The organism is Anoxybacillus sp. EFIL (assembly GCF_013096955.1).
Lineage (GTDB): Bacteria > Bacillota > Bacilli > Bacillales > Anoxybacillaceae > Anoxybacillus > Anoxybacillus ayderensis.
The window spans coordinates 1-14,996 of record NZ_SDLH01000001.1; the positions used below are offsets into that span (position 1 = coordinate 1).

At 38.4% G+C, this 14,996-nt stretch carries 8 protein-coding genes and 2 pseudogenes; all 10 read right to left on the bottom strand.

Translation table 11 applies throughout. The features are described from left to right. A pseudogene (locus ES017_RS00005) lies at positions 1 to 940 on the bottom strand (Piwi domain-containing protein); the annotation flags it as partial. 63 nt (positions 941 to 1,003) lie between these two features. Continuing rightward, the gene (locus ES017_RS00010; RefSeq protein ID WP_042533924.1) at positions 1,004 to 1,519 is read right to left on the bottom strand and encodes a hypothetical protein; all 516 of its coding nucleotides are present in this window, start codon (positions 1,517 to 1,519) and stop codon (positions 1,004 to 1,006) included. A 211-nt stretch (positions 1,520 to 1,730) separates the two neighbouring features. Next, complete coding sequence (locus ES017_RS00015) at positions 1,731 to 2,645, bottom strand: RpnC/YadD family protein (protein ID WP_171334587.1); 915 nt, start codon at positions 2,643 to 2,645, stop codon at positions 1,731 to 1,733. Positions 2,646 to 2,795: 150 nt separating this feature from the next. Beyond that, positions 2,796 to 4,493, bottom strand: a complete 1,698-nt coding sequence (locus ES017_RS00020; protein ID WP_021095388.1) for a DUF262 domain-containing protein — start codon at positions 4,491 to 4,493, stop codon at positions 2,796 to 2,798. A gap of 212 nt (positions 4,494 to 4,705) precedes the next feature. Continuing rightward, positions 4,706 to 7,660 (bottom strand): type III restriction-modification system endonuclease, encoded by a 2,955-nt coding sequence (locus ES017_RS00025; protein WP_171334588.1) that lies wholly within the window; start codon positions 7,658 to 7,660, stop codon positions 4,706 to 4,708. 3 nt (positions 7,661 to 7,663) lie between these two features. Further along, a complete protein-coding gene (locus tag ES017_RS00030; RefSeq protein WP_171334589.1) occupies positions 7,664 to 9,547 on the bottom strand; it encodes a site-specific DNA-methyltransferase in 1,884 nt (627 codons plus the stop codon). A 13-nt stretch (positions 9,548 to 9,560) separates the two neighbouring features. Next, positions 9,561 to 10,325 carry a DUF4391 domain-containing protein gene (locus ES017_RS00035; protein ID WP_021095391.1) on the bottom strand — a complete coding sequence of 255 codons (765 nt, stop codon included), beginning with the start codon at positions 10,323 to 10,325 and terminating at the stop codon, positions 9,561 to 9,563. A 2-nt stretch (positions 10,326 to 10,327) separates the two neighbouring features. Then, on the bottom strand, positions 10,328 to 13,561 hold the full coding sequence (locus ES017_RS00040; RefSeq protein ID WP_021095392.1) for a helicase-related protein: 3,234 nt from the start codon (positions 13,559 to 13,561) through the stop codon (positions 10,328 to 10,330). A gap of 173 nt (positions 13,562 to 13,734) precedes the next feature. Further along, positions 13,735 to 14,082: pseudogene (locus tag ES017_RS00045) on the bottom strand (IS66 family transposase); the annotation flags it as partial. Positions 14,083 to 14,086: 4 nt separating this feature from the next. Next, positions 14,087 to 14,653, bottom strand: coding sequence for an NYN domain-containing protein (locus ES017_RS00050; protein WP_244463782.1), 567 nt, complete (start codon positions 14,651 to 14,653; stop codon positions 14,087 to 14,089). Positions 14,654 to 14,996: the final 343 nt, after the last annotated feature.

Here is a 14,996-nt window from a genome sequence, read left to right on the forward strand (position 1 = left end):
TATCATAATTAAGATTTGCCGCCCGAACGTTTTCTTTTCTGAAAGTCAACATGTTCTGATATTGCAACAAACGAAATATCTCTTGATAAAGTTTCGGCATTTTCTCATTCGGTGGCAACTTAATGATACGATTTACTTGCTTCGCGGTTGATGGCATCAATTGTTCATACGAACAAGTGAGACGTAATAAATGAGGCAAGTATGGAAAAATATCACCGGTTTGTGATCTGACATGCACAATAGGTGTCTTATTATGAACACCTTTTAATTTCCATGTTTCATTTTTTGTTATGTAATAATCTATCACACTTTGTTGTAAATACGGGCTTTTTTCTCCAGCTGTATACGGAGCCACCTCAACAAAAGTATAGTAGTACGATTTTTTATTGTATGAATCAACGACTTCCACCCCTTCTTTGATCAGTGGAGATCGATCACGAAGTAAGTCTTCTAATGTTTTTTTATATTCAAAACGATGTTGATATTCAAAGCCGATCAATATATTTCCGTTCTCTTCAACTGTAAAAGATAAGTAAATAGCCGGGTAAACAATAATTTCGTTCATTTCAATCGATTGTTCGGTTTTCAAACAAAACAAATCTTTGTAAATTTTATAGTCGTTTTTGCATCGTTCTATTAACTCTTGTTTCAATAACCTTTCCAATACCGTTCTTTCTGCGGCATTGAAACATTCTATTGCTCGGTACTCATGTTTAATATATTCATGATCACCCCAATGAGTGATCTCTTGAAACGATGCAATATATTGGCCGTGAGCAGCAATGGTCACATTAGCATTCCTCTTTCTTAACTCATAAACAATGTGATGGACAAACGAGTATTTTTGGTTCAGGTTTAATAAAGACACGGTATAAATATGAAGTGGAATGTTACTTGCGTTTTCGTTTGCGATACACTCGGTTATATAGTATTGATTCATCTAACCAATCACCCCTTATGATGAATAGTCATCCGTGCATTGATTCGTTGACAATCATTGTGCTTATAACTCTCTTAATCGGTTTCGTTCAATTCTAATCGTATTGTCTTTACCATCAAGTAGATCAGCACGCTTGCTTCCGTAAATACGAAAACGTGGAGAGCCTTTTATGACCTTCACTGATAACCGAGGTGTTCCACGAGATTGCTGTTTATTTACATCCACACATGCAACGAATTCGTCCCAGCGAACAATAGCGATAATTTGGTTATTGTCACTTACTTGCTTCTGACCACAAATAAAAGCAAAAATTAGCGTTTTATCTGAATGATTTTGATGGACATTTATAATTTCTTGTATTTCGTTGTCACTAAATGTGAAAGACCATGTAAAATCTTCGGAGCCAGATGGGGTAGTATGATATTTTGCATAAATGATGTAACTGTCTTTATTTGTTGTAACCGTATAAATTTGTCTACTTTCATTTTCTTTTTCAAACAATGCTGGTGCCAATCCTCCATTCACTAATACAGAAAGAAGTGCACCATAATAATAATCCGCTTTGCAAATTGTCGTCACTCTGATCCCCCCTAAAATCAAATATCCCACTCCCATTATACGGAAAGAAAACCGAAAATACTGTCGAATATTGTAGAAACTGATGGGTAAATTTTGAACATTTATTGCTACGTGAGGAGGGATTTTTCCTTCTTACTGGCACACACAACGAAAGGGAGCCGGATGACTCCCTTTGTTATATAAGTGTTTAATAAAGAGGAACAGAACCATATCACTTCAGCTTCTCAATCTCTTCTACAGGCAACTCCGTTAGTTCGTGGATCGCCTGTATATCATAGCCTTTCGCCAACATCTTTTTCGCGATCTGGCGCTTTTCTTGCTGCAGACCTTGTTGTAATCCTTGCTGTAGCCCTTGTTGTAGCCCTTGCTGTCGACCTCGTTCCACCCCTTCTTTTAAGCCTTTTTCTAACGCTTTTTTCTCGTACGAAATGATTAACTCCAGCACTTGTTCTTTTTCTTTCGTTTCCATTTCATTCACCTCGTTTCGCAATTGTTGTTCTTCCTCATCCGACAGCTTCACATATGTTTCAAAAAAGCCGATTAATAATCGCTGCTTTGCTTCGTCTAATTCCATGCGCACAATCATTCGTAAAAACTGCTTCTTTAGTTCTACCCGTTCACTTTCAGTATACCCCATTTTGCTTAACAACGCAGCGGCAATTGGGTTGTCGTGGCGAATGTAATCACGCCAGTTTTGTTTGCGTAACTCAACAGTAAGAAATTGAAAATGAAGCACATCGAAAAAAGGAAATTGGAGCGTAAACGATGAAGGTTCACGTCGGAGAGAATCGTAACTAAATACCGCAATCGGCAACATGCGCTTTCGGTATTTTTCAAACAAACGGCTAAAGTAAATAAACATCCGCTCTGGAAACGATGGCTGTACGTAGCTTTGATTTTCGATATGGACGATAATAAGGCTATCCTCCCCTTTCAACTTCGTCTCAACCAACAAATCCACGCGATACTTCTCCCCCACCGTCACATCGGTGAACAATTCCTCCGACAAAAACGACACGTGCTGAAAGTCGATATGCTCATGCACATGAGGGAAAAAGAGAAGAAGAAACTCTTCAAAAAACGTCGTGATCAGCTCCTTAAACAACCGATCATGATCAATGGCCATATATGCACCTCGCTTTCGGTTTTGTTGTGTATTTTCGATAAAAGCGAGGAGATTCCTGCCTTGGGAATGAGGAAACAGAGAGGCGTGGCTCTCTGTTTTGGTGAAAATTCGATAATTTTTTGAGTGTGACAAGTTAGGCAAAATCATCTCCTATAAGGAAAGCCTTTCCTTAATTTTAGATACAATCAGTTCTTCTCGAACTTTTAGAAAATCCCTGTAACTAGATGCTTCCCACAAAGTTTCATCTGCAGGTATTAAATGTTTTCGCAAATAAGTATCTTTTTCACTCACATTACTTTTTATCCATTCACCTAGAGATTTACCATTTTTCACCCATCTATTTGTCACACTATCCAGCAACTGATAATTTCCTATGCGATTGATCTCATATTCATCATATCCATGAGATCGTAAAATATTTACAGGATGTATATGATCTATATCATTCTCACGAATACTCGGTATTTCATCATAAATCATTTGAAATACAATCTCTCTGTCGAATTCGTTTAAATAAGCAGTACGAATATCGTAAAAACGCAATGGATGGCTTCTGTATACCTTAAATAACTCATCTGTGGGAAAATCTTTCAGCTTATACTCTTTAACAATACTAGATATTTTTCGAATTCCTGTTTTATAAGGAATCCACCCACATCCTCTACTAAATACGCCATTTAATAAGGACTTATATAACCACTCACGTATTTTTTGGAAATTACTATTATTTGTATCGAAATTATCGAACATTTCTTCATCTAGTGGTTGTTCGAGTGGTGTTCTATAAAAAATATTATAAGCGATGAAATACAAAGGAATAAAAGATCGGTTTTTCTCTTTTAAGTAATAACTATAAAGTCCCACTGCCTTCAAAAAATTCTTTAACACCTTGATTGTTTTTTGTATTCTCGAAAAATGCTTTGTCGCAAATTCAGCATCTTCTATATTAATTTCGGTCATTTGCTTCATTGGCGTATCACGCAAAACAAAAAGTAAATTAATTAACGTATCTTGTGATAAACCGATGTCGTCGTTTTCTTTTGAAATAACATCTAAAAACAACTCAATTTTCCCATCGAAACCTTTCAAAATAGAGGCCGTTAAATCGTACGAAGACAGTTTCGTTCCTCCATCATTGAGCCTTCTAAATAGTTCAACCACTCTTTGCCGATTCTCGTTCAAGTTTAAAGATTTATTCACCGTGATTTTTGACACCCCGATATTTGTAGCTGAAAAAATATTTTTATAAAATACCCGTACATTTCGAAATACATAGTTCTTTTCCGTCTCATTCACTATATGCTTCAATCGTATGATCTCGTCTGCTACTTGATCCTCATCTTGCGTTTCTTTCAGTCTTCTAAAGAGATCTTTTGCACTATACCACATATGTTCTTTAATACCCTCTTTTTCTTGATCGTATTTAGGTAATTTAGATTCGTCATTTTCAAATTTAAAGGAGTATTCTAAATTAGCAAAATCACTGAACAAATCAAAGTACATTTGCTTTCCTTCGTAACTACCAAGCAAACCTATGTAAAAAGTTTGCAGCCTTTGTTGACCGTCTATTACAAGCATGTGCCCTTTATTTAGAAATTCTCGCTGCACCGAACTAAGAGGATGTCCTTCTTTAGAAAAAGGTCGAAACGCAAAAAGCGGTTCAGATCCTTTTTCTTCTTCAATACAAATAATCCCTCCGAAAGAATTCCCTTTAAGCAAAGTATCGAATAGCAATTCCATTTTTTCTTCATTCCAAACAAGCCTTCTTTGAATCACAGGTAACACAAACTCTTCGTTTGAAATTTTTTTCACAACATCTGACACCCTAAAGGCTTCCCAATTCGCCATAACTCTCTATTCCCCTTTCTGTCACGAGTGACTCCCCTAATAAGGAACATATGAACCGTTCGAAAAAATATGTCCACAATTTGTGGCATAACTATTCTCGAAAAGATAGAAGTCTGTGACTCTATCGAATCTCTGGGTATAACAGGTACCATAAAACCCCATCACAAAATAAAAAAAAGACAGAAGTTTTATCAACTCCTGTCTAATCGGTTCTATCGGCTCATTGCCCGAAGCATAAATTCATTCACATCTCTCTCTGGTCCGATGAATTCGACGTTTGTATGAATCGCTTGGAAGTGTTTGCGGGCGAAGTCGATTTTCGCCGCTTCTTCTGGACGGAGCCCGCCTTCCCAGTCGGTTCCTTTTGTTTCGAGAACGAAGTATAGCTTTTCTTCGCCATCTTTGTCGATCACAAGCGCCCAGTCTGGATTGTAAGCTCCGATTGGCGTGTCGATTTTGAACCAATTTGGCAGTTTGACATACACTTTGACATGTTCGTCTCTTTCGAATCGTTCCGCAAAGTCTGCCTCAATTGTAGAATCATATACGATATGATCGAACAACGATTTTTCACTACGAATCGCATTGTTGTTTAAATACGCAAGCAGCTCTTCATTTTCAAACAGCTCGACGGCATAATACGCATCGTCGCCGATTTTGTAATATTTTACCCCGTCTTTTAAAAGCAACTTCATTTCGCGCTGAATGACTTTTGCGACTTCTTCCATAAACTTTTGCGGATTGTTTTTAAAGTCATCAAGACGGTTGCAGCCGGTTAAAATTTCAACAATTGTTTTTCGCGTTAAATTCGTGCGGTTTTGCAGTTCAGTAATAATGTCTGGCAACGTATGATGCGCTGTAACATAATCTTCTACTCGCTCACTGACGGTTTCCAAGTGTACTCCTTCGACGCGGTCGATCGCCACTTGATCTTTTCTGCTGATAATACGAATTTTTTCAATACGCGGCATGTGTTGAATGCTTTTTATACTTTTTTGAATGAGTTGATCGCTGTCGATTTGAACGGAGTAGACCGTCTTATATTTAATTCGATCCCAAAGCTGACGAAACTCTTCACCAAAAAACACTTGCTTATTTAATTGTACTCTTTTCTTTTTCGTCGCATCTTTAATCGGCAAGTGCTGCAAGTAATGGTTAATTTCGTGCAAAATCGCTTGCTTCCACGGTTGAAAATCTTCGCCAACATTCAATGTATGATTATCTATCGCTTCTTTTAGCTCTGGCTTTGCTTTTCCTTTATCATCAATGTAGCCATTACGCTTCAGCTCTTCGTACAATTTAGCCGATAAATCGTAGCCCATTTGCATCGGTTCTTCTGTATTTGGATCGATATACGTTAATTTGGCAAATACGTGTTTTTCGATCTTGCCGAAAGTCACGCCTGTTTCTTCTTCCATTTCTTTTTGCAAAGAAGCAACAAACTCTTCATACGATTCATTTGCCATCACTGTTAATATGTTCACACTGTCATCTTGCACTCGTTCACCGTTTTGGTTGACTGCTAAGCGCAGCCCGCGACCAATTTCTTGACGGCGTGATACGTACGTTCCCGATGAATCTTTTAATGTACAAATTTGAAATACGTTTGGGTTGTCCCAACCTTCGCGCAGAGCGGAGTGCGAAAAAATAAAGCGAAGCGGCTCATCCAAACTTAACAACCGTTCTTTGTCTTTCATAATAAGGTTATATACATCCGTATCCGCTTCCGTATTCCCTTTCGTATCTTTTAATCTCCCTTTTTTATCTTGCGCAAAATAGCCGTTATGCACTTTTTCAATCGGGATATCGACGTCAATGTCGTTAAATAGCGTGCGATATTTTGGCTTCTGAATTAATTTTTGATACTCTTCTTCGAACATCACGGCATATTTTCCTTTTATCGGATTGCCATCTTTATCGTAGTCGCGATAGTTTGCGACTTTGTCGATGAAAAATAAACTAAGCACTTTAATGCCTCGATGGCGTAAGCGCAATTCTTTATCTAAATGCTCTTCGATTGTTTTACGAATTTGATAACGTTTAATTGTATCATCGTCAATATCACCTATGGCGTCACCGATTCGTAAATAATGACCGTTAATTTCGATCGATTCGTTCCCCGGCGTCCAGTCAATTTGCTCAACAATATAGCCGCGATATACGTCACGTTCTCCAGAAACGTCATATAAGTCATCGCCATATTTCACCGTTTTCGTCGTTCGCTTTACTTTCCCACGCGTCTCGACATCCAGTTCAATCGTTGCTTTTCGTTCCTTCACATCTACTAGCTTGATATAAGGCACATTAAACGACGGTTCAGAGCGAACGGACATGACTTCAATTCGCTTAACAAGTTTTTGGTTGTAAGCATCGACCGCATCCAGTCGGTAAATCATATTGTATTTATCGACATGCGTTGCCGAATAACGCAATGTACATAATGGGCTGAGTGACGCAATCGCCTCTTTTGATTTTGGCGTCGTATCGACACTTTGCGGTTCGTCAATAATAACAATCGGGTTCGTTTGGCGAATAAAATCAATCGGTCGATAGCCATTTAAACGGTCGTTCGGGCGATGAATGACGTTTGCTTTGTCTTCTTTTTCTGGATCTTCAAAGCTTTTACGAAAAGCATCAATATTAATAATCATCACTTGAATCGTCGTAGCGGTCGCAAAATTGCGGACGCGATCCAATTTTTGTGAATCGTAAATAAAATATTCTAGCGGCTTGTTGTCATATAGTTCATTAAAGTGCTCTCTTGTGATTTGCAGCGATTTATAAACTCCTTCGCGGATGGCAACAGACGGGACAACGATGACAAACTTTGTAAAACCGTAATGTTTATTTAATTCATAAATTGTTCGCAAATAAACGTACGTTTTCCCTGTTCCTGTTTCCATCTCGATCGTAAAATTCATACCGTCTAACTTCTCGCTGCGCGGCAAGCCGTTTTTCAATTGAACGTCTTGAACGTTTTTTAACATTTCATCGGGCGTAAGGTCTAAACGATTTCCTATCCCGAGCGCCGTTTGAATCATTCCGGCATTTGGCCCATACGAAACAGTAAAATTTGACTGGCTCAGCTCTTGTCCCTTAAAAATCTGGACGACGGAATCAATCGCTTGTTTTTGGTAGGTTAAATCTCCATGAAACTTTAGCTTCATTTCCTACACGCTCCTTACATCATTGATTCCGTTCTTTTTCAATGTTTGAATGGCGTTTATTTTCACCGAGTCGTTCATAAAGCCCGATTCTTTAAAAATGACTTTCGGCGATAAATGCTCGGACTTATATTTCATCATTTCATGGACAATGTCTAAATCAATGTCATTTTCTAAACATAGTAGCACCGCCCCGAACCCGACGTTGTAAATCGTTTTGCCGTTGTAGTCGATTTCTTCAATCGACGTCGTGAGCGGCAGACCTATTTTTAGTAAAATCTCGTATAACAAGTCCTCTTTTGTCCGATCTTCTTTTAGATTATTTAGTTGCTCTACCAAGTCTTTCTCGAAGTTCTCAAAATCAGGATCCCATGGCTTTACGTTTGAAGAGTCCAATTTAAACACTTTAAACCCGATATCTAAATCTGCCTTCCCTGTTTCTTGCACAATCTTCTCCCCTGCACGGCGAATGCGTTCTTTCCCGATCTCGCAAATGTTTTTATAACCGGCTTTATGTGCTTCTGAATTTTCAGCAGTTGGCTCTGGTAGCTGTACCATAATAAACTTCCGATTTCCACCATCTTCAGCATTCAGTTGCATCACCGCATGAGCGGTAGTCGCGGAGCCGGAGAAGAAGTCGAGAATAATATCGTCTTGCTGAGTCACAGTCATTAGCAACTGGGATATTAGATCTACAGACTTAGGGGAAGGAAATAATTTTTCTTTCGTTGAAAACAAAATCGAAAATGCATTTTGTCCTTTTTCTGTATAAAATAGTTTATCTATAAAAATTGTTTTTAACATTTTTTTTGCACCGTCGGCATAATTTTTTCTATATATTTTCCATTTCCCCTTACTAGTCGTTTGTGCGACTAATGAAGATATTTCTCTCAAAGATTTTGATTTATCCCATGTCCAGCATCCTTCGTATCCATCATCCCAAATTGGCTCAACTACTATGCTATATTCTTCCTTTTGTTCGAGGGATATTTCTTTTGTTGATGGATTCACATAGAAAGGATAGAAGAGATTTTTACGATTATGCCTTCCAAACTCCCTATGTGTGTTTCTTAGCTCAATGAGGCGATATCTCCCACTTTCATCCTCTAAAGGATAGTCACTTATTATCTGATGGTCATCCTTTTTAATAGAGAAAAAACCTTTTTCTAAAACTGCTTTTGAATATACGAGTATGTACTCATGATTAGTTGCAAAATACTTATCTTGTGAGCGCCCCTTTGGATTACACAAAACGGTAATTTGAGAAACGAAATTTTCCTCTCCAAACACTTCATCACAAAGTTTTCTCAAATTGTGAACCTCGTTATCATCAATACTAATAAAAATAACCCCATCCTCCCTTAACAAATTCCTCGCCAGTTTTAACCGCGGGTACATCATATTCAACCAATCGGTATGGTACCGTCCGTTTGTTTCCGTATTGGCTTTTGTTGTTTGCTGCGTCATTTCTTTGTAGTTTTTAATGTTATCGCGGAAGTCGTCTTTATAAACAAAGTCTTTTCCGGTGTTGTATGGCGGGTCGATGTAGACCATTTTAATTTTGCCAAAGTATGATTTTTGCAATAGCTTCAATACTTCGAGGTTGTCCCCTTCAATATAAAGGTTTTCCGTCGTGTCCCAGTTTTTGCTTGATTGTTTGTCTGGTCTGAGCGTTCCGGTGGACGGCGTTTGCGCAAGTTTCATGGCTTGTGTCTTGCCGTGCCATGTAAATTCGTATCGCTCGTTTCTTTTTTCAATTTCTTCACCAAGCACAAGCTTTAGTTTCTCAAAATCGATTTTTCCTTCCGTCACGACTTCTGGGAATAGCTTCTTTAATGCTTCGATGTTTGTTTGCACTAAATCCAACGATTTTCCGTCTAACTTTTCCATCGGTTTTCCCCCTTCATTTTAATCGTTGTTTTAATTGTTCGATTTGCATTGTTAATTCGTGAATTTTCATGTTCATTTCCACTTTGCGATTGAATTGCGTTTCTTTTTTTAGCTTCGCTTTCCACGCAGCGATTTCTGTTTCTAGTTGCTTGATTTGCTCGATCAATTGTTGTGATTGTTCATTTGTTGCGATATAAAACGTACCGACAGCGTTTATATGTTGAAACGCTTGGACGGCACGATGAATATCTTGATAAAACTGAAAGAAATGCGCAAATGATACGTTTTTCATATGTACGGACGCGATAAACTGTCGAACGGTTTCGTTTGTTTCATCGAGCTGAAACCAAGGGGTGTAAGCTTGTTGTTCTAAAACCGTTTGTGACCGTTCCACTTTGTTTCGCCGCTTTATACACGTACCCATTCGGATGTTCCCGTGCTTTTCAAACACGATGACAACCGGATTCGGAAGCGCTTCTTGAATGATCTCACCAATCGTTGAAACGTGAAAATCTTTTGTTTCTTCTCTTAACCGAATGGTAATAAACATAACCCCTTCATAATAGTACTCGTCATTGATGAACGGCTGGATATTCATATTGCTTGGCGTTAATACATACGTTAATTCGATCCGCTCCACATATTTCGTGATATAGTCTTTTTCTTTTTTGTTTAAATCCGCAAAATCATAAAACATCTTTTTATCTAATTTTTTGCGGAGCGGACGAACGTGAGGATCCAAACCAATCGCTTGATAAAACGCAACTCCAGCCATCATTCTCACCCTTTGATAATAAGATAAGAAACGATTTCAAAATCTTGTAAATTTGTATTAACTGTTGTCATTAGTTGATCTAAATTTCCTAAGCTGAAAATGTTCAACGTTGCATGCTGATCGATTTTTCCGACAACCTCTTCCACCGCTTGCTCAAGCAGTAGTTTATACCCGCCCATCTCTTTTCCGTTTTTCGTTTCCTCGTAAAACGCCGCATATAATTCGCTTTCTACTTCACTTTTTCCGTGACATAACGATCGATATAAGTCCAAAATCTTTTTCACATGGACGTGGTTGTATAATACTTCTCCATCTTCTTTCACATACACTAAGTAGTATGGATGAAGTGCATTTTGTTCATGTGTAGTCGCAAAATGATTGATTTGCTTTAAACAAAAAATAACTCCTGGTTGAATGTCTTCTCTTAGTTTTTCATTTTTATTGGTTGTAATACTAAACAGTCCGAAAGGTGCTGTTTCGATCATTTCTTTGTTTTGTTTCATAAAATTCAATAAGTCCATGCGAAAATCATCCATCGTAAAGTCAGTTAACGAAATGTTTCCCGAAATATCTTCTAAATCGATCACTTCGCTTTGTAGTTTTTCCAATTGTTTTCTCCGATACTCAAGGTCTTTCATTTCATTGCTGTTGCTAGAAAGGACATCTTCTTCTCCGGTCGATGAAATATCGAGAATTGCCATGCGGTCTTTCACTCTGCCAACAAGGTTGATGTACTCGTCAAGTTCCATTGGCGGCCAAAAGTTCACAAGCTGAATTTGCTCGTTTTTACTTCCAATTCGGTCAATCCGGCCAAACCGTTGAATAATGCGCACCGGATTCCAGTGAATATCGTAGTTAATTAAATAATCGCAATCTTGCAAGTTTTGCCCTTCCGAAATACAATCTGTGGCAATTAAAATGTCAATTTCACCGATCGTATCAGGAATCAGTTTCCCTCGCTCTTTCGACATAGGAGAAAAATGCATTAAAACGTTATTAAAGTCCGTCTTTTGCATCGGAAACGTCGTTTTCGGCCGATCTTTCCCTGTCACTACTGCACAGTGAAGATGGAACTCTTGCCGAATCCAGCGGTGCAAATGTTCATATAAGTATTTTGCTGTATCGGCAAACGCCGTAAAAATGAGTATCTTTTTGTTTTGTCCATTGATTGGGTGTGCGATTTTCTGTTGAATCATCTTTTTAAGCGTCAACATTTTTTGATCGCGTTCCGGTGTAACTTGGCTAGCATAATCCAATAACTTTTGTAGAATGGTACGATCATATAGTAAATCTTGCTTCCAACGGATACGATCGATATCACGCAGGGCAATTTTCACTTTTGCCCCGACAAATGCTTCTTCCATCTCATCATCTTCCATGTCAATATTATCGAAATCGCCAATGTTAGTAGCCTCGTTCTCAATTTTAGACAAATAGGCATCGATTTGTTCGATAATGCTTTGTAATGTTAGCGAGAAAGAGTGGACGCTACTTTCTAAACGCTTCAATAAGTTTGTTTTCATTAAATAGACGAGATTGTTTTCACGGTCTGTTTGTTTCAATACACGTCCATTCGCGACTTTTGTGTCGTATTTTTCGTGATAAAACGCTTGCTTGTGCGGCAAAATGTATTTCATCGGCGAATAAAGCGCAAACCGCAAACGCAAAATGTCATTATTGATGACAGAAAGCGGTGGAAATTCATGTTTTGCATCAATCGTTTCTTTTATATTGATCGGTTTTAAGCGTTGCGGGAATTTCCCGATCGCGTTTACATTATAATATTTTTCAATATGGCGGCGCGAGCGAGCAATCGTTAAAGAATCAAGCAACGTAAAATAGTCCCAGCTTAACATATCTAATAACCGTTCTGTCGTCCGTTCTTCTTCAGGTAAGCTACTCCATTTTTTGAACTGTGACTGCGCACGGCGAATCGTTTGATTGATGCTTTTAATATTCGCTTTTTCTGCTAGTGCTTTATCATTCCCTTCCGTAATGAAAGCAATTTGGTTTTTTAAATCGTCAAGTTTGTTGTTGACAGGGGTAGCGGAAAGCATGAGCACTTTTGTTTTCACGCCCGATTTAATAATGTCGTTCATTAGACGTGAGTAGCGGGTAATATGGCTTTTCCGCGGGTCATTGTTACGAAAATTGTGCGACTCGTCAATGACGACTAAATCGTAATTTCCCCAGTTAACGTATTCTAAATTGATATTTCCGCTATATCCACTTTTACGCGATAAATCGGTATGATTCAGTAAATCATAAGAGAAGCGGTCTTCTAGCAAAATATTTCGTTTGTCATTCGCGCGATAAATTTCCCAGTTCTCCCGCAGTTTTTTTGGCGCAAGCACAAGAACGCGATGATTCCGTAATTCATAATATTTAATGACCGCCAATGCTTCAAATGTTTTTCCTAATCCGACGCTATCGGCAATAATACACCCTCCGTACGTTTCAATTTTATTGATTGCCCCGATCACGCCGTCGCGTTGAAAATCGTAGAGCTTGTTCCAAACAATCGTATTTTCAAACCCTGTTTTCGTTTGCAACGTGCTGTAATCACGTGTTTCTTGCAGAAAGTCTTTAAAAAGATTGTAAAGTGTAACAAAATAAATAAATTCAGGCGTATGCTCTCGATACAGTACCTCTAATTGGCGCAAAATTTGTTCCTTTACATCTTGCAATGCATACTCATTTTTCCAAATGTCATCAAATTGACGTAATAATTCGATATTCTCTTTTTCATCATCTGTAATCGTGTTAATATACATGTTGGACGAGTTGCTGTAACCTAGTCCTGGGCTTGAAAAAGGAGCGCCACCGACCAATCCAATTTGCTTTCCATCTTTATTTTGGACATGGTATAGCCCGCCTTCAATTTTGCGCGTAGTAACCGATTTTATTTTCGCTTTTTGCTTCAACCATTTCGCAAATTCTTTTGCTATGTATGCTTGGTTCAGCTCGGCTTTATATTTTTGCTCTTCTTCCACCCCATACAATAACGCTTCATTTTTTGCGATTTTCTCTTTCGCTAAATAGTCTCCTTTTACAAATGCCGGTTCTGTAAAAATAAAGCGAAATTCTTCAATTTGTGAAAGCTCCCTTTTTAACTCTACAAAAGCATATAGCGTAAAATGAGCTGCCGCAACAGAAAGTTTGCTCCCTTTTTGCATATGCTTTTTGAGCACATCCCCCACTAAACCACGCTGTTTATTATCAATCATTCCTTTTGACATGTAACATCCGAACTCCTTTATTAGTCATAACTACCATTCGTTTCGACATAGTTTTATTGTATCAAAATAAAGATGACAAAAACTGTCGAAATTAGTCGGAAACGTGCGTAAATACGAGAAAAAACGTAAACGTCAAATAGCCCCCACCTTTTTAAAGGCCGAGGCTTAAGGTATTATTGAGTTAGTTGATGAAAAGCAATACATGAAGCAGGAAGTGTTTTAGACCAAGGAAGTACTTGATCCAATGCACGACTGTCTGATACATCCATATTGGGAAGCTGCTCAAAAAGATAGCGAAGATAGTAATACGGATGTAGTCGATTCGCTATCGCTGTCTCTACCACGCTGTAAATGATGGCACTCGCCCTAGCATCTTGTGGTGTATTTGCGAAAAGCCAATTTTTCCTTCCTATCACGACAAGTTTGATAGATCGCCCACTGCGATTATTATCGATCTGCAGTCGCCCATCCTCTAAAAAGGCCACTAACTTATCCCATTGATTCAGACAGTATGCAATGGCTTACTCATGATCCTCTTTTAATACTATGGATGAAGTCCTTGTTGATCAACCTCCGATCATCTACAATATCCAACAGTTCATCGTGCGGGCGAATGTCGTCGCTTTCATCAGAATAATACAGAGTAATATGCACTCCTTCTGATTGTGCAATTTGCAACGCTGGTAAAAAGTCGCTATCCCCTGTTAAAAGGGCTGCATGCGTAATCAGTTTTTTCGTACTATGCATAACTAAGTCTGTCGCTAGCATAACATCAACACGCTTTTGCTCGAACACAGGGAAACCGCGATCATCAATACCGCGGAATGCAAGTTTTCCTTCTCGAACAGTGAAGCTTTCTAGCCTACTCAATCTTTTGAAAAAACTTTGAGCATTGGAAAAATACTCTTTTTCCTCTGAAGATGGATTTGGAGATTGATAAGGGAGACAGTGATAGTAGTACGTTCTCAGAAGCAAGTGGTCGTTAGCCATAGCTGTAGCAAGCTTACCGTAATCAATTTTTGCTTTTCCATGCCATTTCAATACGTTGTCAAGATACCCGCCATCGATAAATAAGGCGATTCGTGAATACAAAAACATCCCTCCTCACATAAAAAGCAAAAGGAGCGACACGATGCCGCTCCCTTCTTGACCTGCCATCCATATGAACGACAGCGTTTATTCTATGCACAATTATACAACAAAAACACGACATGTCAACACACACCACCTTTATTTTTGATTTGACAATATGTTCTTAATCATATTGCGAAATGATGAGAAAGTATTCGCAAAGGCGTTTGACATGTCGCATAAATGGCATGGACTGATAAACAATTTTATGAAAATCTTTATCGTTATTTGATGATTTTAATAAAATTGATAACCTAGTGTCACACGCTAGATAAATGAACAGAGCGGTTCTTTTCTCGAACCG